This is a genomic window from Streptomyces sp. STAM6, from assembly GCF_054963715.1.
This window is the reverse complement of record NZ_JBUEFZ010000035.1, coordinates 11,888-38,456: the sequence shown is the minus strand read 5'-3', so window position 1 is coordinate 38,456 and position 26,569 is coordinate 11,888. Positions and strand designations below refer to the sequence as shown.

The following is a 26,569-nucleotide window of genomic DNA, read 5'->3' as shown; positions in this document are numbered from 1 at the left end:
CGTCTCGCACCATCGGGTTGGAGCATTTGTCGGCGTTCGGGTCAGGAGGCCAGAGACGGGTGTCGGCAGTTGGAATGAGCGGTCCCCGCTTGCGGGACTAAGCTGCGGAAGGACAGGGAGGGGACCGACCCCTTACTGCCTGACCGCTCTGAGGAGCGATTAACGATGTTCGAGAGGTTCACCGACCGCGCGCGGCGGGTTGTCGTCCTGGCTCAGGAAGAAGCCCGGATGCTCAACCACAACTACATCGGCACCGAGCACATCCTCCTGGGCCTTATCCACGAGGGTGAGGGTGTCGCCGCTAAGGCCCTGGAGAGCCTCGGGATTTCGCTCGAGGCGGTCCGCCAGCAGGTGGAGGAGATCATCGGCCAGGGCCAGCAGGCGCCCTCCGGCCACATCCCCTTCACGCCCCGTGCCAAGAAGGTCCTGGAGCTGTCGCTCCGCGAGGCCCTTCAGCTCGGCCACAACTACATCGGCACCGAGCACATCCTGCTCGGCCTGATCCGCGAGGGCGAGGGCGTCGCCGCCCAGGTCCTCGTGAAGCTGGGCGCCGATCTCAACCGGGTGCGGCAGCAGGTCATCCAGCTGCTCTCCGGCTACCAGGGCAAGGAAGCCGCCACCGCCGGTGGTCCTGCCGAGGGCACGCCCTCGACGTCCCTGGTCCTCGACCAGTTCGGCCGGAACCTCACCCAGGCCGCTCGTGAGTCCAAGCTCGACCCGGTCATCGGGCGCGAGAAGGAGATCGAGCGGGTCATGCAGGTGCTGTCCCGCCGTACCAAGAACAACCCGGTCCTCATCGGCGAGCCCGGCGTCGGCAAGACGGCGGTCGTCGAGGGCCTGGCGCAGGCCATCGTCAAGGGCGAGGTGCCCGAGACCCTCAAGGACAAGCACCTCTACACCCTGGACCTGGGCGCGCTGGTCGCCGGCTCCCGGTACCGCGGTGACTTCGAGGAGCGCCTGAAGAAGGTGCTCAAGGAGATCCGCACCCGCGGCGACATCATCCTGTTCATCGACGAGCTCCACACCCTGGTGGGTGCGGGTGCCGCCGAGGGCGCCATCGACGCGGCGTCCATCCTGAAGCCGATGCTCGCCCGAGGCGAGCTCCAGACCATCGGCGCCACGACGCTCGACGAGTACCGCAAGTACCTGGAGAAGGACGCCGCGCTGGAGCGCCGCTTCCAGCCCATCCAGGTCGCGGAGCCGTCGCTGCCGCACACCATCGAGATCCTCAAGGGTCTGCGCGACCGGTACGAGGCCCACCACCGGGTCTCCATCACGGACGAGGCCCTCGTCCAGGCCGCGACGCTGGCCGACCGGTACATCTCGGACCGCTTCCTGCCGGACAAGGCGATCGACCTGATCGACGAGGCCGGCTCCCGGATGCGCATCCGCCGGATGACCGCGCCGCCGGACCTCCGCGAGTTCGACGAGAAGATCGCCGGTGTCCGCCGCGACAAGGAGTCCGCGATCGACTCCCAGGACTTCGAGAAGGCAGCCTCCCTCCGCGACAAGGAGAAGCAGCTGCTGGCGGCGAAGGCCAAGCGGGAGAAGGAATGGAAGGCCGGCGACATGGACGTCGTCGCCGAGGTCGACGGCGAGCTGATCGCCGAGGTCCTCGCGACCGCCACCGGCATCCCGGTCTTCAAGCTGACCGAGGAGGAGTCCTCGCGACTGCTCCGCATGGAGGACGAGCTGCACAAGCGCGTCATCGGTCAGAAGGACGCCATCAAGGCCCTCTCGCAGGCGATCCGCCGTACGCGCGCCGGCCTGAAGGACCCGAAGCGCCCGGGTGGCTCGTTCATCTTCGCCGGTCCGTCCGGTGTCGGTAAGACCGAGCTGTCCAAGACGCTCGCCGAATTCCTCTTCGGCGACGAGGACGCGATGATCTCCCTCGACATGTCGGAGTTCAGCGAGAAGCACACGGTTTCCCGTCTCTTCGGTTCCCCGCCCGGATACGTGGGTTACGAAGAGGGCGGCCAGCTCACCGAGAAGGTGCGCCGGAAGCCGTTCTCCGTCGTCCTCTTCGACGAGGTCGAGAAGGCCCACCCCGATATCTTCAATTCCCTTCTCCAGATCCTGGAGGACGGTCGCCTGACCGACTCCCAGGGCCGGGTCGTGGACTTCAAGAACACGGTCATCATCATGACGACCAACCTCGGGACCCGGGACATCTCGAAGGGCTTCAACCTGGGCTTCGCGGCACAGGGCGACGTCAAGACCGGCTACGACCGGATGAAGGCGAAGGTCAACGAAGAGCTGAAGCAGCACTTCCGGCCCGAGTTCCTCAACCGTGTCGACGACACGGTCGTCTTCCACCAGCTCAGCCAGGAAGACATCATCCAGATCGTCGACCTGATGATCGCCAAGGTGGACGAGCGCCTGAAGGACCGCGACATGGGCATCGAGCTCAGCGGTTCCGCCAAGGAGCTCCTCGCCAAGCACGGCTACGACCCCGTGATGGGCGCCCGGCCGCTGCGCCGGACGATCCAGCGCGAGATCGAGGACGTGCTGTCGGAGAAGATCCTCTTCGGCGAGCTGCGCCCCGGTCACATCGTGGTCGTGGACACCGAGGGCGAGGGTGAGGAGAAGAAGTTCACCTTCCGCGGCGAGGAGAAGTCGGCTCTGCCGGACGTTCCGCCGATCGAGCAGGCGGCCGGCGGTGCCGGGCCGAACCTGTCGAAGGACGCGTGACGCTCACGCCGAGCTGAACGGCTGAAGGGGCTGCCCCGGACCGTGCGAACGGTCCGGGGCAGCCCCTTTTCCGCACCCTCTTCCCGCTTCCGTGCTTGTCAGCAGGACTTCGGCTTCTGCCAGGAGCACTCCAGACCGGTGGGGAGCTCGCCGGTCCGTGCGCCGCGCGGGGTCACCGCGCTGATCGTGCCCCGGGCGGTGTCGGACGTGGCGAGGGTGACCACGATGGCGTCCTCGATGCTCTTCACGGACGACGCGAGGTAGTGGTTGAGGACGACGGAGTAGACGAGGTGGCGGCCCGCGGCGTCCGTGACGTAGCCCGACAGGGCCGACGCGCCCGTCAGCGAACCGGTCTTCGCCCGGGTGTTGAGCGCGGCGGGGGTGTTGCACATCCGGGTGCGCAGGGTGCCGCCGACCGCCCGGTCGGGGTGGCAGGCGACGGGGAGGGACGCGTACCAGTCGGTGAACCAGGGGGCGTCCTGGACGGCCACCAGCAGCCGGGCCAGCTGTTCGGCGGGGAAGAGGTTCATCCGGGACAGGCCCGAGCCGTCGACCTGGCGGATCGTGCCCGTCTCGACGCCCTCCGTCTTCAGGTACGCGGCGACGGCGGTGAGGCCCGCGCTCCAGGATCCCCGGCCCGATGTCTCGTGCCCGATCGTCTTGGTGAGCGCCTCGGCGTGCATGTTGTTGGACAGCTTCATGAAGGGGCGCATCAGCTCCTTCAGCGGCATGGAGGTGTGGACGGCCAGCACGCGCGCGGCGGCCGGTGTCGCCCCACCGAGCCGGGGAGGCGCCGCGACGCGCACCCCATGGGCAGCGAGGGCGTCGCCGAACACGGCGGCGGCATAGCCGGTCGGCTCCCAGACGGTGATCCACTCCTTGGTGGCGGAGCCCCGGAGGGGGACGGCACCGGTGAGGCGGATGGTGTTGGTGCCGTGGACCCGCTCGACGGTGAGGGTGTCGGGCTGCCCGGCGGCGACGGTGGTGGCGCGGTTGTCGATGCGTACGTACGCCGTCGCGGGGGTGACGGTCACGCCCGGTCTGCCGCCCACCCCGCCGGCCGGGGTGGCCTCGACGACGACCGTGCCGGAGTCGTAGTCGGTGTCCGGGGCGACCGTGAGCGGGGAGATCTGCGCGGAGTAGTACGACGACTCGTCGTCGGCCGCCCAGGAGCGGCCCAGTCGCTGGGTGTCGAAGCGGGTGTCGTCGGCGACGATCCGGCCGGTGACCCGTTTGATGCCGGCCGCGGCGACCTCGGCGGCGAGGCCGTCGTAGTCCTTGGCGAGGGTGGTGGGGTCGCCGGTGCCGCGCAGATAGAGGTCCCCGTGGAGCACCCCGGCCCTGGGCCGTGCCGTGGCCAGCACCTCGGTGCGGAAGCGGTGGTCGGGGCCGAGCAGCGCCATGGCCGCGAGGGACGTGGCGATCTTGGTGTTGGAGGCGGGCATCAGCCGGTCGCCCCCGTCGCGCTGGTACAGCGTGTCCCCGGTGGTCGCGTCGGCGACCACGACGCTCACGGCGCCGCCGTCGAGCCGGGGGTCGGTGAGGATCGTGTCGATGGCGCCCTTGAGCCCGGTGTCGGACGGCCCGGCACCGGCGGGCGGTGAGCCGAGGGTGCTCCCCGCGAGCAGGGCGGCGAGTCCGAGGGCCAGGGCGGTCACGCGCGTCACGTGTCTCATGGGGAGGAGGATGACGGAGCCGGATGGGGCTGGGAAGAAGGCCTGCCGTGGAGTCAGGGAGTGACCTGGACGGTGGGCGGCAAGTGTTCCGTGCCCGTGACGCCGGCGTCGCAGTGGAGCCACTCGAGGTGGCGCAGAGCCGCGAAGGGCGTCGCGTCCAGCGCGTGCCCGGAGGGGCCGCTCTCGACGATCAGTTCCTCGACCCGGGGGAAGGTGCGGACCACCTGCTCAGTCGGCACAGGGGCCCGGTCTTGGCCGAGGGCGAGCCAGGTGATGCGGGGAAGGCGCAGGGAGGCCGGGGCCGAGGCGAGTGCCGTCGCGGTGCAGCGGAGGGCGTTGAGCTCCGGCAGTTCCTCGATCACCTGCCAATCACCGGCCGACAGCGCGCCGACCCCTTCCAGCCCGAGCAGACCGAGCGCAGGGCGTCGGCGCAGCCCGCCCAGCCCCTCGGCGGGGAGGGGAGTCATCCCGAGGGCGGCCAGAGGCGCGTCGGCGGGCAGCGAGTCGAGGTGCCAGGTCGCCCACTGCTCGAGGACGAGATCCAGTGCGGTGAGCCGGTTCAGGGCACCGAGGGCGCTCAGGTCCGGTCCCGGCCCGGAGCGCCGCAGGGAGAGCGAGGCCGGGTCGCAGTGCGTGAGCAGCTCGGCGAGCCGGGTGTCGGAGACCTTCTCGCGGATCTCCAGCCGGGACGGCCGCAGGTCCCGCCGGAGCAGCTCCGTGACCTGGTCGTCGGAGGTGACCGTGAAACGGAGACGGTCCTGGCGCAGCCGCGCCACGATCTCCTCGGCGTAGGCCGCCGTCTCGAAGCGTGACCAGCCCCACATGAGTTGGGAGCGCACGCGCAGCGAGGCGTGGTCGACGAAGCGGGCGAGATAGGGGAGGGCCGCGTCGGCCTGGATGTGGGTGGCCGTGATGACGGCCGCCAGCGCCTGCTCCTCGTCCAGGCTCTCCGGCCCGGGCAAGAGGTCGAGCACCACCGGTCCGACCGCCGCCAGCTGCCGTGCCTCCTCCGCCGTGCGGGGCGGGACGACGTCCGCCGTGCGGTCCAGGATCGCGCGCCGGACGTCCGGGTCGAGCTCCGTCGCGTGGTCCAGGGCCGCCGCCGCGACCATCAGGACACGCAGCCGGGTGCGCCGGTCCGCCACCCTGTCCGCGGCGGCGAGCAACTCCGTGAAGATCTCGGCGCATTCACGGGGCCGCGCATGGGCCACCGCCATACGGATCACGTCCTCCCACTGGTCGTCGGCCGCGTGGTCGGTGAGGACGCCGATGTGCCAGTCGTCCACGAGAGCCTTGGCGGCCAGGTAGTCCTGGAAGGTCCGGTGGACGAAGTCGACGGTGCCCGGCCCCGGTTCGCGCAGCAGGCCGCTGCGCTGGAGCAGGTGTGCGAAGACCCTTTCCGGCTTGCCGGCGGCGGCCGCCTCCGGAATGGCGGGGATCGCGTCGAGGACGATCGCCTCGGCGCGCGAACGATCGATCTCCGTACGGCCGTTGACGGTCAGCCAGTACGCGAGCCGCTGTATGAGCCGGATCTGCGGCGCTTCGCCGAGTCCGACGCCCGTCGTGTCGCCCATGTCCCGCTCGCGGTCGCGGCGGGCGAGCAGCATGGACAGGGCGGCGTCGTACAGGGCGGCCCGGCCGCGGGGGAGGAAGCCGCGCCGGTCGCGGTGCAGGGCGCAGACCAGTCCGCACATCAGCGGGTTGGTGGCGAGCCGGGCGAGGTCCTGCTGGGTGCGCAGGGCGTCGAGGAGCGGCTGTTCGTACGTCGCGGCCGCCGGCCCGGCGGCCACGTGCCAGCGGCGCACGAAGGAGGCCACCTCCGTGCGGTTCATGGGGGAGAGGGCGAGCTCGGCGAAACCGTCCGCGGTCAGCCAGTCGTCGCGGACGGCCGACGGCCGGGAAGTGACGAGCCAGCGGTTGCCCCCGTCGTACGTGACCAGCAGGTCCCGCAGCCAGCGGCGGGTGCGCTCGCGTTCCGCCTCCGGGACCTCGTCCACACCGTCCACCAGGATCAGGCCGCGTCCGGCCGTGAGGACGCGGTCGACCCAGCCGTCGGGCGGGCCGAGCGGGCAGCCGACGGCGGAGAGGAAGCGATCGGGTGCCGGGAGCCGCTCCCCGTGCCGGGTGAGGGTGCGCAGCGGCAGGACGAAGGGGACGCGGTCCCGCAGATACGCCATCCGGTCGTCCAGGTCGGGCCGGGAGGCCGACACCGCGAGCCATTGGACGAGGGTGGTCTTGCCGGAGCCGGCCACACCGCGCAGCAGTACCCGTTCCGCCCGTGCGAGCGCCTGGTCGGCGGAGGTGCGACGCTCCGGAAGGTCACGGACGGCCGTTGCGCCCTCCTCCGACCGGTCCGGGAGGCGCTCCGTGACCCGGGCGTCCGGCTCGCTCGCCTCCAGCGACAGGTATGCCGCGTCCAGCGCCCACGCGTCGGGTGTGTTGTGCAGATCGATGCCGTAGATCGTCAGGTTGCCGTGCTTCTTGGCGATGTGGGCGTGGTAGCGCCGCTCGAAGGCCGCGTCGCGGGCGTCGGGCCGGGGCGTACGGGAGATCAGCTGGTCGATCTTGGCGATCAGCTCGGCCTGGGTCCGGCTCTGCTCGACCAGGGTGCGGGCGACGAACGTGGAGCGCTGGCTGAAGAAGTGCAGGATGTGCAGGCAGGCCCATGCGGTGACCGAGTCGAGGAAGTGCGCCGCGTCGGCGGAGAGCCCGTCCGGTCCGGGTCCGGCGGCCCTCAGGCGCCGGGCCAGCTCGTGGTGGCCGAGGCGGACCGCTTGTACGTCGTCCATGTCGAGGTCGCCGAGGGCGAGGAGCGTGCGGGCCAGGGTGTCGGTGACGGCTTCCGCCTCGTCGTGCGGGAAGGGCGGCTCGGCGGGGACGGCGAGCGCGTCCGCGACGAGCCTGCCGGCCAGCTTGCGCACGTCCCGCTCGCCGAGCGTCCGCTGCTCCCCCCGGAAGGAGACCAGCCGGGACAGCCGCACGCTCCGTTCGGTGAGGCCGGCACCGGGACCCTCCTGCACGAACAGCTTCTTGATCAGCGGTGTGATCGCTCCCGAAGCGAGACGCGTGCCGATGAGTGCTGGATCCACGTGGGTCCCCCCGGAGCCGTGCGGTAGCCGTGGTCGCGAGCCGTGGCCGGGTGGGCCGCAGCATGATCGGCGACGTGCCGAGCGTATCCGTGGTCGCGGACCGCGGTCCCGGAAACGGCCGCCGAGGGGCCCTGGGCCGTGACAAGGCGCACAGGCGTTTCGGGCGGTACTACGCGGAATAGTGCATCAGCGGCCTGATCGGGCGGCTTCGGGGCGGTGCCGGGGCCGGTCGGTGGGCACCGGTCACCGGATGGGCCGGGTGGGCCTGCCGGAAAGCCGCAGGCGGCACCCATGGGCGGCGGAGCAAACCTTACTTTCTAAGGACATTTCGGGCGCTAAGCCTTGGATGGTGGCCGGCGTCAAGCGGTCAGCTCACACCGGCTCCACTACGACCAGATGTCGTAGTTGGGGGGTTTGAGGCGAGATGGGTGCACGGGTTACCAAGGATGAGCCCACCGCCCGGCGCGCCACTCGCGCCGGGTCCGCTCTTGTCCGGAGGTCTTCCCCGTATGTCGAAGCGCACCCACTCCACCCGCAACGCCGTCGTCGCCCTGGCCGCCGTCGGCATGGGAGCGTCGATGGTGTTCGGAGGCGGTGCCGCCTTCGCCGCCGAGAGCAAGACGACTCCCGTCGCCGGCACCGCCGCCGCCGTCGCCGCCCAGGCCGACGCGCAGGCCAAGGCCGCCCAGCAGATCGCCGCCGCCCAGAAGGCCGCCGCCGCGAAGAAGGCCGCGGCCGCCCAGAAGGCCGCTGCCGCGAAGAAGGCGGCCGCGAAGAAGGCGGCCTCCTGGGTCAAGCCGGTGCTCGGCTACACCCTGACCGCCAGCTTCAACCAGGGCGGCGCCATGTGGACGAACAAGCACTCCGGCCAGGACTTCGCCGTGCCGGTCGGCACCCCGGTCAAGGCCGTGCACTCCGGCATCGTCGTGAAGGCCGGCCCGAACGGCGCCGGTGACGGTCCCGCGTACGGCAACGCCGTCGTGATCAAGCACGCCAACGGCAAGTACTCCCAGTACGCACACCTGTCGAAGATCAACGTCGGCATCGGTGAGACCGTGCGGACCGGCGAGCTCATCGCCCGGTCCGGCAACACCGGCAACTCCTCCGGCCCGCACCTGCACTTCGAGATCCGTACGACCCCGAACTACGGCTCGGCGCTCAACCCGTCGAAGTTCCTGCGTGCCGAGGGTGTCACCATCTGACCTCCGCGTTACGGACGGCCCTGATGGGCCTGTGTCACCAGATCGATGGCGACCTCCAGGACGGCTTCACGCTTCTCCTCGGGGTCGCCTTCGACGTGCTGCATGAAGAACATCCCGGCGTGCATGGTGAACAGCGCGCTGATGCAGCGCACCCGGTCCGCCATGCTGAACTCCGGCTCCTGCACCAGCCGCGTCAAGGTCACCATGCGCTCCTTGAACGTCTCGCCGATGGCGAGGTCGCGCACCGTGGCCTGGTTCTCCTGCATGAAGCGGAACAACGGGGCCGCGCCCAGAAGTGCCCGGTGGTAGCGGCGCAGGATCTCCTGCTTGGTCTCCAGGGTCCGCGGTTGGCCGCCCGCCCAGTCGATGAGCTCGTCGATGGGCCGCGTCAGGTCCTGGAAGAGGCTGATGACGATGTCTTCCTTGGTCTTGAAGTGGTAGTACAGCGCCGCCTTCGTGACCCCGAGCCGCTCGGCGATCTCACGCAGAGAGGTCTTCTCGTAGCCCTGCTCCGCGAAGAGTTCCAGGGCCACGTCCTGAATGCGCTGGCGTGTGTTGCCTCGGGCCATGGTCCTCAGGTCCTCTCAGAAACTTACTTGACGCCCGGCTAGTGACGGGTCTACGGTCCCCAGTGTAGTGAACTAGCCGGGCGGCAAGTAAGTGTGGAGTGGAGAAATGACCGACACGGGGAAACCGCAGCGGAGCGTACGGGTGGTGTTGCTCGCGCTGATGATCGCGATGCTGCTCGCGATGCTCGACAACATGATCATCGGGACCGCGATGCCGACGATCGTCGGCGAGCTCGGCGGCCTGGAACACCTGTCGTGGGTCGTCACCGCATACACGCTGGCCACCGCCGCCTCCACTCCCATCTGGGGCAAGCTCGGCGACCTCTACGGCCGCAAGGGAATCTTCCTCACCGCGATCGTGATCTTCCTGCTCGGCTCGGCGCTCAGTGGCATGGCCCAGGACATGGGCCAGCTGATCGGCTTCCGTACCGTCCAGGGCCTGGGAGCCGGCGGCCTGATGGTCGGCGTCATGGCGATCATCGGTGACCTCATACCGCCCCGGGAGCGCGGCAAGTACCAGGGCATGATGGCCGGCGTCATGGCGCTCGCCATGATCGGCGGCCCGCTCGTCGGCGGCACCATCACCGACCACTGGGGCTGGCGCTGGTCCTTCTACATCAACCTGCCGCTCGGCGCGGTCGCGCTGGCCATGGTCACCGTCGTCCTGCAGCTGCCGAAGCGGGAGCGCACCGGACGGACCCGCATCGACTTCCTCGGCGCCGGCCTGCTGACCCTCGGCATCACCTCGATCGTGCTGGTCACCACCTGGGGCGGCACCGAGTACGCCTGGGCATCCGCCCAGATCCTCGGCCTGACCGCGGTCGGCGTCGCCGCGCTCCTCGCCTTCCTGTACGTGGAGACGCGCGCGGCCGAACCGATCATGCCGCTGCACATCTTCCGCAGCCGCAACTTCACCCTCATGTCGGTGATCGGCTTCTTCACCGGCTTCGTGATGTTCGGGGCCGTCCTCTTCCTGCCGCTGTTCCAGCAGTCCGTGCAGGGCGCGTCCGCGACCAACTCGGGCCTCCTCCTGCTGCCGATGCTGCTCTCGATGATGGTCGTCTCACTCATCGCCGGCCGGGTGACCACCAACAGCGGCAAGTACAAGATCTTCCCGATCGCCGGCGGCGCGCTGATGGTCGCCGGACTGTTCCTGCTCGCCCAGATGGACACCGGCACGTCGCGGCTCGTCTCCGGCCTCTACATGGCCGTGCTCGGCGCGGGCATGGGCTTCCTCATGCAGATCACCATGCTCGTCGCGCAGAACAGCGTCGAGATGAAGGACATGGGCGTCGCCTCCTCCTCGACCACCCTCTTCCGCACGCTCGGCTCCTCGTTCGGTGTCGCGATCATGGGCGCGCTGTTCACGGACCGGGTCCAGGACGAGATGGCGGCCCGCGGCGGCGGCGCGGCCACCCAGCAGTCCGCGCAGCTCGACGCGGCGAGCCTGGCGAAGCTGCCGGACCCGCTGCGCGAGGCGTACGAGTTCGCCGTGGCGTCCGGGACACACGCGGCGTTCCTGGTCGGCGCGGGGGTTGCGGTGATCGCCTTCGTCGCGGCGTTCTTCGTCAAGGAGGTGCCGCTGAAGGGTGCGGGGCCGAAGACTCCGGCGTCCCGCGACGCCGAGACCGAACTGGCCGGCGCCCCCGCCTGACCCCGGGGCTCCGCCCCGGACCCGCGGCACCGCACCCGCAGAGTGCGGGCCACCCCCGGGGCTCCGCCCCCGGTCCCGCAGTACCGCACCCCCACGGTGCGGGCCCACCCCCGGGGCTCCGCCCCGGACCCCTGTTCGTCTTCGGCCCGGTGGTCCCGTTGTGCCCACCCGTTCCGCCCTGCGGAACGACTGCCCACAACGGGTCGGCCCCGGAGGGCGCCCACCCTCCCCAAGGCTCTCGGCTCCGCTCGAGCAGGGGGACCCCCATCGCCCTGCGGAGCGACTGCCCGCAACGGGTCCGCCCCGGAGGGCGCCCAACCCCAAGCTGCCCACAACGGGGTGCACCCGGACCGCCAACCGAAGTGGCGGGCCCCAACCACACACGAGCCGCACCTGACCGTCGGCGCTGGGGTGGGGCCGTGCAGGGTCGTCCCCGCAGGGGATGGCGGCCGGGAAACGGCTCCCCTACAGAGGGGGCACCCCCACGGGGCCGGCGGCGGGGAGAGTCGAGCCCGGAGGGGCCACACCCCCACCCACCGGCAGCCACCACACCCGCACCCGGGAAAGGGCAGACCCGCCCACCGGGTCGGCACCGGGCCCGCACCCGGGAAAGGGCAGACCCGCCCACCGGGTCGGCACCGGGCCCGCACCCGGGAAAGGGCAGACCCGCCCACCGGGCCGGTACCGCACCCGCACCCGCATCCGCACCCGCAGGGCCCCGCACCCGGGAAGAGGCAGGGGCAACCGCCCATCGGGACGGCACCCCGTCCCTTCAGTGCGTGTCCGGGAACTGGATCATCGGGAAGCTGCCCGTCGCCGTCGGCGCGTGCTCCGGCAGCCACAGCACCGCGATCGCCCCGCCCGTTCCCGGCGCGGTGCCCTCCGGCGCCGCGTTGCGGAACGTCAGCCTGGCCCCCAGCACCCGTGCCTGACCGGCCGCGATCGTCAGCCCGAGACCGTGTCCCTGGCCCGCGCGGTCGCTCGCGCCCGTGCGGAACCGGCTCGGCCCTTCGCGCAGCAGTTCCTCGGGGAAGCCGGGCCCGTGATCGCGGACGCGCAGCACGCGGCCCTCGACGGTGACCTCGACCGGCCCCTTGCCGTGTTTGGCGGCGTTGGCGAGGAGGTTGCCCAGGATCCGCTCCAGCCGGCGCGGATCGGTGTTGACCCACGATTCGTGCACGACCCGCACGATCACCTCCGGGTCGAGCACGCGGACCCGGCGGCTGACGAACTCGCCCAGCGCGATCTCCTGGAGTTCGGCGCGTTCCGATGCGCTGTCCAGGCGGGCCACCTCCAGCACGTCCTCGACCAGCGTGCGCATCGCCTGCGCGCGGTCCCGCACGAGTTCGGTGGGGCGGCCGGGCGGCAGCAGTTCGGCCGCGGTGAGCAGTCCGGTCACCGGGGTGCGCAGTTCGTGCGCGATGTCCGCGGTGACGCGCCGTTCGGCCTCGATGCGCTCGCCGAGCGCGTCGGTCAGGGCGTCCACGGCCCGCGCCAGTTCGTCGGTCTCGTCGCGTACGACACCGCCGATGGCGTCGCGTACGCGCACCTCCGTGTTGCCCTGGGCGACCTTCCCGGCCGCGGTCGCGGCTTTGCGCAGCCGACGGGACAGCTGTCCGCCGATGAGCACGCCGAGGGCGCAGCCACCGAAGACCACGGAGACCGAGCCGACGACCAGGGCCTCGTCCAGGTCCTTCATGATCGTCGTACTGCGGCTGGCGAACTGGGTGTGGAGGGACAGCACGTCGCCGTTGGCCAGGGGCACCGCGGCCCACACGTCCGGGGCTCCGGTGGGGTGTTCCTGGACGTACGTCCCGCGCCGTCGCTCCCGCATCAGCTCGTCGAGCTCGGGGGGCAGCGCCGGGTCGTTGACCTTCGTGCCGAGCCGGGGCTCCTTGGGCGGCTTCTGCGACTCGTACATCCGCTGCGCGAACAGCAGGCGCTCCATCTGCACCTCGCGCGCGTTGTCGAGCATCGACACCCGGGCGGCGTTGTGGACGACGAGGCTCAGCGCGACCGCGATGAGCGCGCCCACGGCCGCGATGGCGATGGAGATCTTCCAGCGAACCCCGGTGCGCAGGGCGAAACGCTTCATGCCTTGAGCTTGTAGCCGAAGCCGCGGACCGTCTCGATCCGGTCCTGGCCGATCTTGGTGCGCAGGCGCTGGACGTGCACGTCCACGACCCGGGTGTCACCGCCCCACCCGTAGTCCCAGACCCGCTCCAGCAGCTTGTCGCGCGACAGGACGGTGCCCGGCGCGGACGAGAACTCCAGCAGCAGCCGCATCTCGGTGGGGGTCAGCGCCACCGGCGTACCGCCCCTGCGCACTTCCATGCCCTCGGTGTCGACCTCCAGGTCGCCGAAGACCAGCACACCGTGCTGCTCGTCCTCCGCGTCCGCGTCGGCGCCGCCGGCCGGCCCGCCGGCGTGCCCGAAGCGGCGCAGCACGGCGCGGATGCGGGCCATCAGCACCGCGCCGTCGAACGGCTTGGTGACGTAGTCGTCGGCCCCGGCCTCCAGGCCCAGCACGACGTCGATGGAGTCGGCACGCGCCGACAGCATGATCACCGGCACGGTCGACTCGTCGCGGATGCGCCGGCACAGGCTCACGCCGTCCATACCGGGAAGCATGACGTCCAGCAGCGCGATGTCGGGCTGCCGCGCGCGGAAGGCCTCCAGGCCGGACAGCCCGTCCGGCATGGCGGTCACGGCGAAGCCGTCCCGCTCCAGTGCCAGCTGCGTGGCCTCGCGGATGACGTCGTCGTCCTCGACGAACAGCACATGGGTCTCGGCCATCGACGTGATCTCTCAGTTCTCGCTCGGCGCGCTCGGCTCGTCGGGGCCGTCGATGCCCCCGTCGCCGACCGCCTTGCTGTACTCGTTGTGCACCCGGTCGTGCTCCGTGAACTTGTTCCCCATCCAGCGGTACGTGATCACGTCCTCGCCGGACGGGTATGCCACCGGATCGCCCTTCGCGTACATCTGCTGCGTGACGATCAGATCGCCACGGTCGATCGCGGAGTACACGGCCGGCTCCTCGAAGGCGAACACATTCTCGTACTTCTGGTCCTGGAACCGGTACACGTAGGTGCCGATCCCCACGGCGTCGGCACACGTCAGCACATTCACCACGACGTCGGGCGTGCCGGTGTTGGTCAGGTTCCCGTACGACGTGTCGACGGGGTAGTCGTCCGCGGTGCAGGGCCGGAGGTCGTCCTTGACCTGGGCGCTGACCTTCGGGTCGCTCTTGAGCAGCTCGACCGCGTTGATCTTCTTCATCGGCGGGGTGGAGGACGAGGCGGTCGGCGCCGGAGAGGGGGCACCCTGGTCCGTGCGGGCCGCGCCCTCGTCCCGGGTGCCCGTGCCGCCGGTGGAGCACCCGGCCGTGAGCAGGCCGATGGCGGCGAGCACGGCCGTTGCCGTAGTGCCCGCCGCCCGGATCCTCTGCCCGCCGGCCGTGCCGGCGGTTCTGGTCGTACCGGTTGTGCCAGTGGTGCTGGTATCGCTCAGGTGACCGCTGTCGTGTCTGGCGCTCAGGCCGCGCACCGCTCCCGCCCCCGTTCGTGACCGCGTCCGACCGTACGCGCCGCACGGTCCGTACGCTCCAGGGCACGGGCGTCGATGTCCCGGCTCTCCAGCTCCTGGCGGAGCCGCGCGAGCGCCCGGTGAAGCGTGCTCTTCACCGTACCGGTCGACATGCCGAGTGCGGCGGCGGTCTCCTCGGTGCTCATCTGCTCCCAGTGCCGCAGCACGACGACGCTGCGCTGCTTGGGGGCGAGCACCTTGAGTATGTCCATCAGCAGGGCGCGGTCGGCGTGCTGCTCGGTGGCGTCGTCGACGGAGGCGTCCGGCAGCTGCTCGGTGGGCACCTCTTCGAGCTTGCGGGCACGCCACCACTCGGTACGCGTGTTGATCATCACCCGGCGGAGGTAGGCGTCGGCCAGCGCCTTGTCCGCTATCCCGTCCCAGCGGCCGAAGGTCCGGGCCAGCGCGGTCTGCAGCAGGTCCTGGGCGTCGACCGGGTCCGGGACGAGACGCCTCGCGCTGCGCAGCAGGGCGTCCTGCCGAGTGCGTACGTACTCCTCGAATTCGAGCACCTCGCCGTGCGACATCCCGAACCGCCTCCGTTCCCCGTGAGTGACACATCCCCGTGGTGAGCAGTGCGTTCACGCAGTGCTCTGCTTTACGTCGAAGACGCTACGGAGCTCTTGTCACGGGGTTGTCCGAGGCAGCCGTCGGCGGATGCACGGCTGTCCATCGGTTGTGTAACAGCGATGCTGTAACAGCGGTGGGTGACAGTGTCGTGACAGGGACCTCAGCCCAGCGGAAGGCGGTACAGGCCGCCCTCCAGCGGCTCCACCAGGCCGTCGGCGACCAGTCCGTCCAGCGCCCGGGCGCGCTGCACCGGCTCGTCCCACACCGCGTCCAGCACCGCCTGTTCCACCGGCGCCACCGCGTCGCGCAGCACGGCGAGGAGCTTGCCCCGCACCTGGCGGTCCGTCCCGGCATAGGTCTGGCCGCGCCGCGGCGGGCCGTCGTGCGCCGGCTTGCCGGCCAGCCGCCAGGCGCAGCTACGGGCGATCGGGCAGCGCGCGCAGTCCTCGTTCTTCGCCGTGCACACCAGCGCGCCCAGCTCCATGGAGGCCGCGGCCCAGCGGGCCGCCCGGGCCTCCTCGGCCGGCAGCAGCTCCCGCGCCAGCCTCCGCTCGGCGGCGGTGGTGGCGTTCGGCGGGTACTGCACCCCCGTCACCGAACGGGCCAGCACCCGCCGCACATTGGTGTCCAGCACGGCGTGGCGCTGCCCGTACGCGAACGAGGCCACCGCGGCGGCCGTGTACTCCCCGATGCCCGGCAGCGCGAGCAGCAGGGTGTGATCGTCCGGTACGACGCCCTCGTGCCGCTCGGTGATGGCGACCGCCGCCCCGTGCAGCCGCAGCGCACGGCGCGGGTAACCCAGCCGGCCCCAGGCGCGGACCGCCTCACCGGGCGCCTCGGCGGCCAGATCGGCGGGGCGCGGCCAGCGGGCCAGCCACTGCTCGTACACCGGCAGCACCCGGCTGACCGGTGTCTGCTGCAGCATGAACTCGCTGACCATCACGCCCCACGCACCCGCCTCGGGGCGGCGCCAGGGCAGGTCGCGGGCGTGCTGGTCGAACCAGGCGAGGACGGGGGCGTGCAGCTCCTCGGCGGCGGGGCCGCCCGGGGCGGGGGTGTCGGTCGCAGTCATGGCACCCCCGATCCTGGCACGTTCCTCAGGAGCGGCGGTGCATCGGTTCCCGCCGCCGCTGCGGCACGGGTACGGCCGGACCGGGCCCGGCCAGCCAGTTCGCGGCTCCCGACCTGCTCAGACGCATCGTCTCGACCAGCGACCGGGTCGGCCGGGTCAGCAGCGTGACGAAGACGGTAGCGGCGACGGCGCCCAGCACCAGCCCGGTCGCCACGTCGTGCGGGTAGTGCACCCCGACGAACACCCGCGAGAACGCCATCAGCAACGCCATCGGCACGGTCAGCCATCCGATCCCGCGCCACGCCAGCACCAGCGCGATCGCCGCGGCACCCGCGATGGCCGAGTGGTTGCTCGGGAAGGACCAGTCGCCGTACGGCGGGCACTCCACCAGCGAGGGGGCCGCGCCCGCGACCGCCCGGCACGGACGCTCCTCGTCCACCACCGACTTCAGCAATTCACTGACCACGTACCCGAAAGCCGTGCCGAGCGGCGCGAGGACGGCCAGCGCCACCGCCTTGGAACCGGAGGGCCGCGCCCGCCACCAGGCGACGAGGAACAGCACACCGAACAGCAGCAGACCGGCCTCGGTCCACACTTCGGCGAGGAGCTGCACCCACCCCGGGGTGTCGTGGGCGAAATCGGTGATGTCGCGATAGAGGTCCTGACTCATGGTTACGGACGGTACCTGGCCGCCGGAAGCGGCCCTCCGCCGCGTCGCCCGTACCGGAGGACGGCGGGGGTGCATCCTGTGGGCTGTTCGATGCACCACAGGATGTGATCATCGGCAAAATTGGTGTACAGGCGGCGGGTGGGGCGGGAGTTGGCGCGGATCTCTCGTACAGTTCGGTCCGTGGGATCTCTGCGCAATCCGGTCGGGCCGCTTCCCTCCTCCATCTACTGGCGACGGAGGGCAGTCGCGGCGAGTCTGGTCGCGCTGCTCGCGCTGCTGATCGTATGGGTCGTCAGTTCGGGTGACGGCAGCGGCAAGAAGGGGAGCGACAGCTCCAACGGGTCCACACCCGCGCCCTCCATCACGCCGGGGGACGACCCTTCCGGCCCGGCGATCAGCGAACAGCCGGGCGGTCGCGACGAACCGGGCACGCCCGGAGGGAGCGGCGAGGCCGGCACCGGCGGCGGTGGCGCGGACGCGGGGGCGGACTCCGGCAAGAACGGCGACAGCACGTCCGCAGGCGGTGCGGGCGACGCCGGAACGGGGGGCGGCGGCAGCGGGAGCGGCGCGAACTCCGGCCAGCAGGTGCCGGCCAACTCGCCCCTCCCTAACTGCGGACCCGGCGACCTCCAGTTGACCCTGCGCAGCGTGCGGAACGCGTACGCGCCCGGCGAGAAGCCACGGTTCCAGCTCGTCGCCAAGAACACCTCCACCACCACCTGCAAGGCGGACTTCGGGCCCAAGGCGGCCGTACTGACCATCAAGGACGACGAGGCCGACCAGGTCTGGTCGTCGAAGGACTGCCCGCGCGACGCCGCCGCCCTGCTGCTGCGCGTCCCGGCCGGTGGGACGATCACGCACACCGTCGAGTGGGACCGCAGGCCCAGCGCCCCGCAGTGCGCGACGCCGCCCGCGGCCGCCTCGGGAGCCGGCACCTATCTGGTGGAGGCCACCGTGCCGGGCGCGAAGGTGCTGCCGGCGTCGTTCCAGCTGACCAAGGACTGACGGACTGGCCGACCGGCGGGCTGATCGGCCGGCGGGCCGGCCACCGGCTGGCTGATCGACGCGCGGCTGGCCGCCCGGCTGGCTGACGGCTGACGGACCTCGGCCTGGGACCGACGGGCTGACGGCAGACCCACTGGCGGATCGGCCGACCGACGGGCCGACCGGGCGGACGGGCTGACGGACCTCGGCCCGGGACCGAGGGGTCCCGGTATCCGGAGGATCAGACGTAGCGCTCCAGGATCGACGACTCGGCGAGCCGCGACAGGCCCTCGCGGACACTGCGGGCACGCGCCTCGCCGACACCGTCGACGGTCTGCAGGTCGTCGACGCTCGCCGCGAGCAGCTTCTGCAGCCCGCCGAAGTGCTCCACCAGCCGCTCGATGATCGCGCCGGGCAGCCGCGGCACCTTCGCCAGCAGCCGGTACCCGCGCGGCGAGACCGCCGAGTCCAGCGTCTCCGGCGAGCCGCTGTACCCCAGGGCACGGGCCACGATGGGCAGCTCCAGCAGCTCGGCGTGGCTGAGCGCGTCCAGCTCCGTCAGCGCCTCGGGGACCGTACGGGAACGCTTGGCCGTCGGCTCCGGCACGTAGTCCCGGATCACCAGCTCGCGCTCCGGCTCGACACCCGCGATCAGCTCGTCGAGCTGCAGGGCGAGCAGCCGGCCGTCAGTACCGAGCTCCACCACGTACTCGGCGATCTCGGTGGCGATCCGGCGGACCATTTCGAGGCGCTGGGCCACGGCCGTCACGTCCCGGACCGTCACCAGGTCCTCGATCTCCAGCGCGGAGAGCGTGCCCGCCACCTCGTCGAGACGGAGCTTGTACCGCTCCAGGGTCGCCAGCGCCTGGTTGGCTCGCGACAGGATCGCGGCCGACTCCTCCAGGACACGGCGCTCGCCGTCGACGTACAGCGCGATCAGCCGCATGGACTGGGAGACCGACACGACCGGGAAGCCGCACTGCTTGGACACGCGGTCCGCCGTGCGGTGGCGGGTACCGGTCTCCTCGGTGGGGATCGACGCGTCCGGCACCAGCTGCACGCCGGCCCGGAGGATCTTGGTGATGTCCTTGTCGAGGATCAGCGCGCCGTCGAGCTTGCACAGCTCGCGGAGCCGGGTCGCGGTGAACTCCACGTCCAGCACGAACCCGCCCGTGCACATCGACTCGACGGTCTTGTCCATGCCGAGGACGATCAGACCACCGGTGTTTCCGCGGAGGATGCGCTCCAGGCCGTCCCGCAGGGACGTGCCGGGCGCGACCGCGCTCAGCGAAGCGCGCATCAGTGCTTCATTGCCGGAGCCTCCGCCGGACTTTCCGGGTGCTGCTGCCCGGTCGTTGGCTGCCACTGCACTCCTCCGGCTCGTACGGATGGGCGAGACCAGGGCAAAGTCTAGCGACCGATGCCCCGCGCCGGGCGGCCCAGCGCCCATGCCGTCCCTCACGCCGCCGCGCGGGGCGCACGCGCGGCGCCCCGCGGGTGCACGGGGTGCGGTGGCTGCCAGTGGGTGGGGCCGGCCGTTTCCGGGTGAGGGTGCGGTGGCTGCCGGTGGGTGGGGCTGGCCGTTTCCGGGTGGGGGTGCGGCGCCTGCCAGTGGGTGGGCCCAGCCCGTTCCGGGTGCGGGTGTGCGGCCTGCCGGTGGGTGGGGGGTGCGGCCCCTCCGGGCTCGACTCTCCCCCAGAGGGGGCACCCCCACGGGGCCGGCGGCCCGAGGTCACTTGGTGAGGGAGCCGTTTCCCGGCCGCCATCCCCTGCGGGGACGACCCTGCACGGCCCCACCCCTGCGCCGGATGCCGACTGCGGATCGGTGCGGGCCGGGGCCCGTCGCTCCGGTGGGCGGCCGGGGTGCACCTGTTGTGGCCCGCTGATCCGGTTGTCGGCCCGGGTGCACCTGTTGTGGGCAGTCGTTCCGCGGGGTGGTGAGGGTCTCCCCCTGATCGAGCGGGAGCCGAGAGCTTGGGGGAGGGTGGGCACAACGGGCCCGTCCGCAGACAGCCGGGCCGGGTCCGGGGCGGAGCCCCGGGTTCGGGAAGGGACGGGGTGGGGGGACAGGCCGGCCACAGGCGGGGCCGGGTCCGGGGCGGAGCCCCGGTTCGGTGGGGGGCCGCGCCGCGGGGTGCGGGGCGTCGGGCCGGGACCGGCGGACGTCAGGACTGCGGCGCCTCCGCCTTGCGCCGCGAGCGAGGCAGCACCCTCAGCGCCTCCCCCATGTCCGCCACCTCCGTGACCCTCATCCCCGCCGGCACCTTCCCCGGATCCCCCGGCACCAGCGCGTGGGTGAACCCCAGCCGGTGCGCCTCGGCCAGGCGCCGCTGTACGCCTGTGACCCGCCGTACCTCGCCCGCGAGCCCCACTTCGCCGATGGCGACGAGGTTCTTCGGCAGCGGGGTGTCACTCGCCGCGGAGGCGAGGGCCAGCGCGATCGCCAGGTCCGCGGCCGGCTCGGAGAGCTTCACCCCGCCGACCGTCGCGGAGTAGATGTCCCGCTTGCCGAGCGCGCTGATCCGGCCCCGCTGCTCCAGTACGGCCAGCATCATCGAGACGCGGGACGTCTCCAGGCCCGAGGTGGTGCGGCGGGGGGAAGGGATCTGGGAGTCGACGGTGAGTGCCTGGACCTCGGCGACCAGTGGGCGGCGGCCTTCGAGGGTGACGGTCAGGCAGGTGCCGGGCACGGGCTCGGCGCGGCGGGTGAGGAAGAGCCCCGACGGGTCGGCGAGGCCGGTGATGCCCTCGTCGTGCAGTTCGAAGCAGCCGACCTCGTCGGTGGCGCCGTATCTGTTCTTCACGCCGCGGACCAGGCGCAGACGGGCGTGCCGGTCGCCCTCGAAATGCAGGACGACGTCCACGAGGTGTTCCAGGAGGCGGGGGCCCGCGATCGCGCCGTCCTTGGTGACGTGGCCCACGAGGAGTGTGGACATGCCGCGCTCCTTGGAGGCGCGGATCAGGGCGCCCGCGACCTCCCGCACCTGGGCCATGCCGCCCGGCGCGCCCTCGATCTCGGGGGAGGCGACGGTCTGGACGGAGTCCAGGATCAGCAAGGAGGGCTTGACCTCGTCGAGGTGGCCGAGGACGGCGGACAGGTCCGTCTCGGCCGCGAGGTAGAGGTGGTCGTTGAGCGCGTTGATCCGGTCGGCGCGCAACCGGACCTGGCTCGCGGACTCCTCGCCGGTCACATAGAGGGTGCGGTGCTCGTCGTTCGCCGCCTTCGCCGCGACGTCGAGCAGCAGGGTCGACTTGCCGACACCGGGCTCACCGGCGAGCAGGACGACGGCGCCCGGGACCAGTCCGCCGCCGAGGACGCGGTCCAGCTCGTCGACGCCGGTGCTGCGGGCGGTGGCCTGCCGGCCGTCGACCTGGCCGATGGGCAGCGCGGAGGTGGTGACCCGGCCCACGGCGGTGGTGCGGACGGCGGGTGCGCCGTACTCCTCGACCGTCCCCCAGGCCTGGCACTCGGGACAGCGGCCGAGCCATTTGGCGGTCGTCCAGCCGCACTCGGTGCAGCGGTAGGACGGCCGGTCCTTGGAGGATTTCGTACGGGCAGCCATGCGCAAACCGTAGCGGTCCCCACTGACAACGCGGTTCGCCCCTATCGCCCTTCCTTCTGCGGAAGCAAAACCTCCTGTCCCCTTTTGAGGGATACGTTCACCCGTAGGGATTAAAAGAGCCGAATGGGTGCGAAGAGTGTGCCTTCACCTGCCTACGGTCGCCGGGTGACGAGCAGCAGGCTGGAGCCCCCCACGCACACGACCGGCGCACACCGGGCGCAGGGACGCGCGCCCCGGAGCGGATCCGGGACCCTGGCGCAGCGCCCGCCCGCGCGTTACGAGCCCTACCTGGACGGACTGTTCACGTACTGCCTGTCGGTCCTCTGCGACCACGACCGCGCCACCGCGGCCCTCGGCGAGGTCCTGGCCATCTCCGAGCGGCAGTTCGGGCGATGTCCGGGCGGCGACGAGCAGCGCAAGGCCTGGCTGTACGCGCTGGCCCGCTGGGCCTGCCTGCGCGAGCTGGCCGAGCAACGGCGCCGGCGGCAGGGGGCGCACGCGGGGCGCACACCCGTCCGGGAGACCGCGCCGCGCGTGCCCGCCGAGACCGCCGAGCGCCACCGTCGCGAGCTGTCCCTGCTCGCCTGGCCGGAGGCCGCCGGCACCACCCCGGAGCAGCGCGAGGCGCTGGAGCTGGCCGTCCGGCACGATCTGACACCGGGCCAGGTCGCCGCCGTCCTCGGCATGGAGCAGGTCACCGCGCGCGAGTTGCTGTCCGCCGCCGCCTGCGAGGTGGAGCGCACCCGCGCGGCCCTCGCCGTGGTGGAGACGGGCACCTGCCCGTCGATCGCCCGGCTCACCGGCGATCACCAGGTGCTGCTCTCCGCCGCACTGCGCCGCGAGCTCGTCCGGCACGTCGACGACTGCCCCCGCTGCAGGCGGACGGCGGAGCGCGCCGGCGCGGTCGGGCCGTGGCCCGGTTCGTCCGTCACCCCGGCGAGGCTGCCGCTCGTCGAGGCGCCGGGGGCCGCCGCGCACACGGCGATGCTGCGCGTGCCGCGCGCCCGGGCGGCCGGGCCCCGGTTCGGGCGCGACGGGTTCCCCGTGGACCCCAAGGACCACGCGGCGCGGCGCGACCGGCTGCGGGCCCGGGCGGTGACGACGACGGTGGTCGCCACCGTGATCGCGGCGCCCGTCCTGGCGCTGTGGGCGGCGTACCGCGGCGCGCCGCTGACCGGGGAGGCCCACGACACCTCGTCGGTCGCCGTGAGCGACGTGGACGAGCAGGGCGTCCGGGAGGAGCCGCGTGAGGGGCACTACGAGAACGCGGGCAACGCGCGGATCGACCCCGGCCCCCCGTTCAAGTCGGGCCGCGGCGCCTCCGACGTCTCGGTGGAGGTGATCAGTGCGGGCGCGCCCGCGCCGTCGGCCCCTCCCGGGCGGCCCGGTCCCGGCCGCATCACCGTCGAGGCCCAGCCGGCCGGCGGCGGCCGGACGGTGCTCACCCTTACGGCCTCCGGCGGCGGCCCGGTCCAGTGGTCGCTCTGGACGGACGCGCCCTGGCTGTACGCGAGCCGCACCTCGGGCACGCTCGATCCCGGCCGGTCCGTGACGGTGTCCGTCTCCGTCGACCGCGCCCGTCAGCCGAACGGGCCGTGGTCCGCGCGCGTCGGGGTCGACCCGGCCGGCGCGGTGATCGCGATCGACGGGCACGGTCCGGCCCGGCCGCCGTCGCACGACCCGCGCCCCACGACCCCGGCCCCGCACCCGCCGGCCCCGCCGAGTCAGGACCCGGACCCGACGCCGCCGTCCCAGGGTCCGGACCCGGACCCGACGACCCCGCCGCCGAGTCAGGACCCGACGCCGCCGCCGTCCCAGGACCCGCCGCCCGCGGAGCCGCCCGCCGAGCAGCCCCCGGCGACGGGCCCGGCCGCGGATCCGGTGCCGAGTCCCTAGTTCCGCGGGTCCGCGGGGTGTGGGGCCACCAGCGGCAGCTGCGAGGCCAGCCGCGCCTCGCACAGCTCCACCAGCACGTCGTAGGCCTCCTTGCCCATGAGCTCCGTGAGCTCGGGCCGGTAGGTCACGTAGACGGGCTCGCCGGCACCGTGCGCGGAGGTCGCCGAGGTGCACCACCAGTGCAGGTCGTGTCCGCCCGGGCCCCAGCCCCGGCGGTCGTACTCACCGATCGACACCTGGAGGACCCGCGTGTCGTCCGGCCGGTCGATCCAGTCGTAGGTGCGCCGCACCGGAAGCTGCCAGCACACGTCGGGCTTGGTCTCCAGCGGCTCCTTGCCCTCCCGCAGGGCCAGGATGTGCAGCGAGCAGCCCGCGCCGCCCGCGAAGCCCGGGCGGTTCTGGAAGATGCACGAGCCCTTCCAGCGCCGGGTCTGGCGCTCGCCGTCCTCGTCGAGCTGCACCCAGCCCGACTCGGTCCCGACGTCGTGGAACTGCCACAGCTCCGGGGTGAGCCGGTCCACGTACGAGGCGACGCGCTGCTCGTCCTCCTCGTCCGAGAAGTGGGCGCCCAGCGTGCAGCAGCCGTCGTCCGCCCGGCCCGCCTGAATGCCCTGGCAGCCGCTGCCGAAGACGCAGGTCCAGCGTGACGTCAGCCACGTCAGGTCGCAGCGGAAGACCTGCTCCTCGTCGGCCGGGTCCGGGAACTCGACCCACGCCCGGGGGAAGTCCAGGCCCTTTTCATCAGGTACGTCCGGCTTCGATGGGGTGACGAGGATCTTGTTGTGCTTCTTGTCGGCCTTGGGCGTGTCGCCCGGCTTCGCCTTCTTCGTCTTTGGCACACACCAAGCGTATGCGCCGGGCGCAGTAGCGTTCGGTCCATGAGACTCGGAGTCCTCGACGTCGGTTCGAACACGGTGCACCTGCTGGTGGTGGACGCCCACCCGGGCGCCCGGCCGCTGCCCGCCCACTCGCACAAGGCGGAACTGCGCCTCGCCGAACTCCTCGATCCCGACGGTTCCATCGGCAACGGCGGCATCGAGCGGCTCGTCACGATCATCGGCGACGCCCTGCACACCGCCGAGGACAAGGGCTGCGAGGCGGTCCTGCCGTTCGCCACCTCCGCCATCCGTGACGCCGGCAACGCCGACCTGGTCCTCAAGCGCGTCAAGGACGAGACCGGCGTCGACCTGCAGGTCCTCACCGGCGAGGAGGAGGCCCGGCTCACCTTCCTGGCCGCCCGCCGCTGGTTCGGCTGGTCCTCGGGCAAACTGCTGCTCCTCGACATCGGCGGCGGCTCCCTGGAGATCGCCTACGGCATGGACGAGGAGCCCGACGCCGCGGTGTCCCTGCCGCTCGGCGCCGGACGGCTGACCGCCGGCTGGCTGCCGGGCGATCCGGCGGACCCGGCCGACGTGAAGGCGCTGCGCCGCCATGTGCGCGCCGAGATCGCCCGTACGGTCGGCGAATTCGCCCGGTTCGGCCGTCCCGACCATGTCGTCGCCACTTCCAAGACGTTCAAGCAGCTGGCCCGGATAGCCGGTGCGCCCGGCTCGGGCGAGGGCCTCTACGCGGAGCGCGTGCTGAGTCGAACGTCACTCGAAGAATGGGTTCCGCGGCTCGCCGTCATGACCGTCAGGGAGCGCTGCGGACTGCCCGGCGTGTCCGAGGGCCGCGCCCCGCAGCTGCTGGCGGGAGCGCTGGTCGCGGAGGGTGCGATGGACCTCTTCGGCATCGACGAACTGGAGATCTGCCCCTGGGCGCTGCGCGAGGGCGTCATCCTGCGACGGCTGGACCACCTCCCTCCCGAGTAGCCCGGGCCCGTACTCTGTCCCTCGTGGCAGAACCAGTCGTGCGCATCCCGGATGCGAAGGTCGCGCTGTCCACGGCCTCGGTCTATCCCGAGTCGACGGCGACGGCCTTCGAGGTCGCTGCCCGCCTGGGCTACGACGGCGTCGAGGTCATGGTGTGGACCGACCCGGTCAGCCAGGACCTCGAGGCGCTGCGGCGCCTCTCCGACTACCACGAGGTGCCGATCCTCGCGGTCCACGCGCCCTGTCTGCTGATCACCCAGCGCGTCTGGTCGACCGACCCCTGGGTGAAGCTGCAGCGCGCCCAGGCCGCCGCCGAGAAGCTCGGCGCGACCACGGTCGTCGTCCACCCGCCGTTCCGCTGGCAGCGCCAGTACGCCCGTGACTTCGTCTCCGGCATCTGGCGGATGGCCGACGAGACGGATGTGCGCTTCGCCGTGGAGAACATGTACCCGTGGCGCTACAGGGACCGCGAGATGCTCGCGTACGCGCCCGAGTGGGACGTCACCAAGGACGACTACCGCCACTACACGATCGACCTCTCGCACACCGCGACCGCCCGCACCGAGGCCCTGGACATGGCCGTCCGCATGGGCGACCGGCTCGGGCACGTCCACCTCGCCGACGGCCGGGGATCGGCCAAGGACGAGCACCTGGTGCCCGGCCGCGGCACCCAGCCGTGCGCCGAGCTGCTGGAGCACCTGGCGCGCACCGGCTTCGACGGGCACGTGGTCATCGAGGTCAACACCCGGCGTGCCATGTCCGCGGCGGAGCGCGAGGCCGACCTGGCGGAGGCGCTGGCCTTCACCCGGCTGCACCTGGCGTCGGCCGCCCGGATCCCATGACCGAGCCCCGCAGAGGCCGCGGCCGCCCGCCCCGGGCCGCCGCGGAGGGCCCCGGCGCCCGTGAGCGCATCCTCCGGGCCGCCCGCGACGAGTTCGCCGAGCGCGGCTACGACAAGACCTCGGTGCGCGGCATCGCCAAGGCGGCCGGTGTCGACGCCGCCCTCGTCCACCACTACTTCGGCACGAAGGACGAGGTCTTCGCCGCGGCCATCGAGGTCTCCTTCGAGCCCGCGATGGTCATCCCCGCGGTCATCGGCGAGTCCCCCGAGGGCGTCGGTGAGCGACTCGCCCGCTATTTCATCGGGGTCTGGGAGAACCCGGCGACACGCGCGCCCCTGCTGGCGATCATCCGATCGGCGCTGACGCACGAGGCGGCGGCGAAAGTGCTGCGCGGCTTCGTGCTGCGGCGGCTGCTGGAGCGGGTCGCCGGAGACCTGCACGTACCGGACCCGAAGTTCCGGGCGGAGCTGGCGGCCTCCCACATGATCGGGATCGCGATCATGCGCTACGTCATCCGGGTGGAACCGCTGGCCTCGGCGGACCCGGAGGAGATCATCGAACTGGTCGCCCCCACGCTCCAGCGGTATCTGACCGAGGCGTGAGCCGCGCGTCCCGCTATCCGGACACCATGTCCAGATCTTGGAGCCGGGGCGTACGCTCGAAGAAGACATCTCCCTGTCCCACCTTCGAGGAGC

At 72.0% G+C, this 26,569-nt stretch carries 20 protein-coding genes; 8 read left to right on the top strand and 12 right to left on the bottom strand.

Annotated features, from left to right (window positions below):
• Nucleotides 1-165: 165 nt before the first annotated feature.
• Nucleotides 166-2,691: an ATP-dependent Clp protease ATP-binding subunit gene (locus tag ACY34K_RS28555; RefSeq protein ID WP_462752177.1), complete on the top strand. Its 2,526-nt coding sequence runs from the start codon at nucleotides 166-168 to the stop codon at nucleotides 2,689-2,691.
• A 98-nt stretch (nucleotides 2,692-2,789) separates the two neighbouring features.
• Here the strand turns inward: ACY34K_RS28555 and dacB are convergent, their stop codons facing one another.
• Both dacB and ACY34K_RS28545 read right to left on the bottom strand, forming a co-directional pair.
• Complete coding sequence (dacB, locus tag ACY34K_RS28550; RefSeq protein WP_462752175.1) at nucleotides 2,790-4,367, bottom strand: D-alanyl-D-alanine carboxypeptidase/D-alanyl-D-alanine endopeptidase; 1,578 nt, start codon at nucleotides 4,365-4,367, stop codon at nucleotides 2,790-2,792.
• A gap of 53 nt (nucleotides 4,368-4,420) precedes the next feature.
• On the bottom strand, nucleotides 4,421-7,456 hold the full coding sequence (locus ACY34K_RS28545) for an NACHT domain-containing protein (RefSeq protein WP_462752173.1): 3,036 nt from the start codon (nucleotides 7,454-7,456) through the stop codon (nucleotides 4,421-4,423).
• 509 nt (nucleotides 7,457-7,965) lie between these two features.
• Here ACY34K_RS28545 and ACY34K_RS28540 point away from each other — a divergent pair.
• Nucleotides 7,966-8,658, top strand: coding sequence for a M23 family metallopeptidase (locus ACY34K_RS28540; protein ID WP_462752172.1), 693 nt, complete (start codon nucleotides 7,966-7,968; stop codon nucleotides 8,656-8,658).
• A gap of 8 nt (nucleotides 8,659-8,666) precedes the next feature.
• Here the strand turns inward: ACY34K_RS28540 and ACY34K_RS28535 are convergent, their stop codons facing one another.
• Nucleotides 8,667-9,227 carry a TetR/AcrR family transcriptional regulator gene (locus ACY34K_RS28535; protein ID WP_462752171.1) on the bottom strand — a complete coding sequence of 187 codons (561 nt, stop codon included), beginning with the start codon at nucleotides 9,225-9,227 and terminating at the stop codon, nucleotides 8,667-8,669.
• A gap of 106 nt (nucleotides 9,228-9,333) precedes the next feature.
• Here ACY34K_RS28535 and ACY34K_RS28530 point away from each other — a divergent pair, with 106 nt between their 5' ends.
• Nucleotides 9,334-10,881, top strand: coding sequence for an MDR family MFS transporter (locus tag ACY34K_RS28530; protein WP_462752169.1), 1,548 nt, complete (start codon nucleotides 9,334-9,336; stop codon nucleotides 10,879-10,881).
• Between the two features lie 772 nt (nucleotides 10,882-11,653).
• Here the strand turns inward: ACY34K_RS28530 and cseC are convergent.
• The 6 genes from cseC to ACY34K_RS28500 all read right to left on the bottom strand — a co-directional run bounded on the left by cseC (nucleotide 11,654) and on the right by ACY34K_RS28500 (nucleotide 16,778).
• Entirely contained in the window at nucleotides 11,654-12,976 is a 1,323-nt protein-coding gene (cseC, locus tag ACY34K_RS28525; RefSeq protein ID WP_462752167.1) for a two-component system sensor histidine kinase CseC, read from the bottom strand.
• Nucleotides 12,973-13,677: a two-component system response regulator CseB gene (gene cseB / locus ACY34K_RS28520; protein ID WP_462752165.1), complete on the bottom strand. Its 705-nt coding sequence runs from the start codon at nucleotides 13,675-13,677 to the stop codon at nucleotides 12,973-12,975. The genes cseC and cseB overlap by 4 nt, the downstream gene beginning before the upstream one ends.
• A 12-nt stretch (nucleotides 13,678-13,689) precedes the next feature.
• The gene (locus ACY34K_RS28515) at nucleotides 13,690-14,427 is read right to left on the bottom strand and encodes a hypothetical protein (protein ID WP_462752163.1); all 738 of its coding nucleotides are present in this window, start codon (nucleotides 14,425-14,427) and stop codon (nucleotides 13,690-13,692) included.
• Nucleotides 14,415-14,993, bottom strand: a complete 579-nt coding sequence (locus ACY34K_RS28510) for a SigE family RNA polymerase sigma factor (RefSeq protein ID WP_462752161.1) — start codon at nucleotides 14,991-14,993, stop codon at nucleotides 14,415-14,417. The genes ACY34K_RS28515 and ACY34K_RS28510 overlap by 13 nt, the downstream gene beginning before the upstream one ends.
• A gap of 203 nt (nucleotides 14,994-15,196) precedes the next feature.
• Nucleotides 15,197-16,108 carry an HhH-GPD family protein gene (locus ACY34K_RS28505; RefSeq protein WP_462752159.1) on the bottom strand — a complete coding sequence of 304 codons (912 nt, stop codon included), beginning with the start codon at nucleotides 16,106-16,108 and terminating at the stop codon, nucleotides 15,197-15,199.
• Between the two features lie 25 nt (nucleotides 16,109-16,133).
• Nucleotides 16,134-16,778 carry a phosphatase PAP2 family protein gene (locus ACY34K_RS28500; protein ID WP_462752157.1) on the bottom strand — a complete coding sequence of 215 codons (645 nt, stop codon included), beginning with the start codon at nucleotides 16,776-16,778 and terminating at the stop codon, nucleotides 16,134-16,136.
• 180 nt (nucleotides 16,779-16,958) lie between these two features.
• Here ACY34K_RS28500 and ACY34K_RS28495 point away from each other — a divergent pair, with 180 nt between their 5' ends.
• The gene (locus ACY34K_RS28495) at nucleotides 16,959-17,783 is read left to right on the top strand and encodes a hypothetical protein (protein WP_462752155.1); all 825 of its coding nucleotides are present in this window, start codon (nucleotides 16,959-16,961) and stop codon (nucleotides 17,781-17,783) included.
• Between the two features lie 220 nt (nucleotides 17,784-18,003).
• Here ACY34K_RS28495 and disA read toward each other — a convergent pair whose 3' ends face one another.
• Both disA and radA read right to left on the bottom strand, forming a co-directional pair.
• A complete protein-coding gene (gene disA / locus ACY34K_RS28490; protein ID WP_462752153.1) occupies nucleotides 18,004-19,128 on the bottom strand; it encodes a DNA integrity scanning diadenylate cyclase DisA in 1,125 nt (374 codons plus the stop codon).
• Nucleotides 19,129-19,927: 799 nt separating this feature from the next.
• Entirely contained in the window at nucleotides 19,928-21,325 is a 1,398-nt protein-coding gene (gene radA, locus ACY34K_RS28485; RefSeq protein WP_462752151.1) for a DNA repair protein RadA, read from the bottom strand.
• Nucleotides 21,326-21,490: 165 nt separating this feature from the next.
• Between radA and ACY34K_RS28480 the strand changes: the two genes are divergently transcribed.
• Nucleotides 21,491-23,221: a BACON domain-containing protein gene (locus tag ACY34K_RS28480; RefSeq protein ID WP_462752149.1), complete on the top strand. Its 1,731-nt coding sequence runs from the start codon at nucleotides 21,491-21,493 to the stop codon at nucleotides 23,219-23,221.
• Here the strand turns inward: ACY34K_RS28480 and ACY34K_RS28475 are convergent.
• The gene (locus ACY34K_RS28475) at nucleotides 23,218-24,060 is read right to left on the bottom strand and encodes a hypothetical protein (protein ID WP_462752147.1); all 843 of its coding nucleotides are present in this window, start codon (nucleotides 24,058-24,060) and stop codon (nucleotides 23,218-23,220) included. The two genes, ACY34K_RS28480 and ACY34K_RS28475, sit on opposite strands and share 4 nt — an antisense overlap.
• 39 nt (nucleotides 24,061-24,099) lie before the next feature.
• On the opposite strand from ACY34K_RS28475, the gene ACY34K_RS28470 reads away from it, so the two are divergent.
• Genes ACY34K_RS28470 through ACY34K_RS28460 form a run of 3 tightly spaced genes read left to right on the top strand, consistent with a single transcriptional unit; the run spans nucleotide 24,100 to nucleotide 26,476 of the window.
• A complete protein-coding gene (locus tag ACY34K_RS28470; RefSeq protein ID WP_462752145.1) occupies nucleotides 24,100-25,032 on the top strand; it encodes a Ppx/GppA family phosphatase in 933 nt (310 codons plus the stop codon).
• A 23-nt stretch (nucleotides 25,033-25,055) separates the two neighbouring features.
• Nucleotides 25,056-25,874, top strand: coding sequence for a sugar phosphate isomerase/epimerase family protein (locus ACY34K_RS28465; RefSeq protein WP_462752143.1), 819 nt, complete (start codon nucleotides 25,056-25,058; stop codon nucleotides 25,872-25,874).
• Entirely contained in the window at nucleotides 25,871-26,476 is a 606-nt protein-coding gene (locus ACY34K_RS28460; protein ID WP_462752141.1) for a TetR/AcrR family transcriptional regulator, read from the top strand. Before ACY34K_RS28465 ends, ACY34K_RS28460 begins: the two co-directional genes overlap by 4 nt.
• The last annotated feature ends 93 nt before the right edge of the window (nucleotides 26,477-26,569 follow it).

What these genes read in the sequence shown, in the direction of transcription:
- ACY34K_RS28470 (WP_462752145.1), top strand. Translation starts at nt 24,100, where the DNA reads ATGAGACTCGGAGTCCTCGACGTCGGTTCGAACACGGTGCACCTGCTG.
- dacB (WP_462752175.1), bottom strand. Translation starts at nt 4,367, where the DNA reads ATGAGACACGTGACGCGCGTGACCGCCCTGGCCCTCGGACTCGCCGCC.
- ACY34K_RS28500 (WP_462752157.1), bottom strand. Translation starts at nt 16,778, where the DNA reads ATGAGTCAGGACCTCTATCGCGACATCACCGATTTCGCCCACGACACC.
- ACY34K_RS28460 (WP_462752141.1), top strand. Translation starts at nt 25,871, where the DNA reads ATGACCGAGCCCCGCAGAGGCCGCGGCCGCCCGCCCCGGGCCGCCGCG.
- cseC (WP_462752167.1), bottom strand. Translation starts at nt 12,976, where the DNA reads ATGAAGCGTTTCGCCCTGCGCACCGGGGTTCGCTGGAAGATCTCCATC.
- ACY34K_RS28505 (WP_462752159.1), bottom strand. Translation starts at nt 16,108, where the DNA reads ATGACTGCGACCGACACCCCCGCCCCGGGCGGCCCCGCCGCCGAGGAG.
- ACY34K_RS28530 (WP_462752169.1), top strand. Translation starts at nt 9,334, where the DNA reads ATGACCGACACGGGGAAACCGCAGCGGAGCGTACGGGTGGTGTTGCTC.
- cseB (WP_462752165.1), bottom strand. Translation starts at nt 13,677, where the DNA reads ATGGCCGAGACCCATGTGCTGTTCGTCGAGGACGACGACGTCATCCGC.
- ACY34K_RS28510 (WP_462752161.1), bottom strand. Translation starts at nt 14,993, where the DNA reads ATGTCGCACGGCGAGGTGCTCGAATTCGAGGAGTACGTACGCACTCGG.
- ACY34K_RS28535 (WP_462752171.1), bottom strand. Translation starts at nt 9,227, where the DNA reads ATGGCCCGAGGCAACACACGCCAGCGCATTCAGGACGTGGCCCTGGAA.
- radA (WP_462752151.1), bottom strand. Translation starts at nt 21,325, where the DNA reads ATGGCTGCCCGTACGAAATCCTCCAAGGACCGGCCGTCCTACCGCTGC.
- ACY34K_RS28540 (WP_462752172.1), top strand. Translation starts at nt 7,966, where the DNA reads ATGTCGAAGCGCACCCACTCCACCCGCAACGCCGTCGTCGCCCTGGCC.
- ACY34K_RS28555 (WP_462752177.1), top strand. Translation starts at nt 166, where the DNA reads ATGTTCGAGAGGTTCACCGACCGCGCGCGGCGGGTTGTCGTCCTGGCT.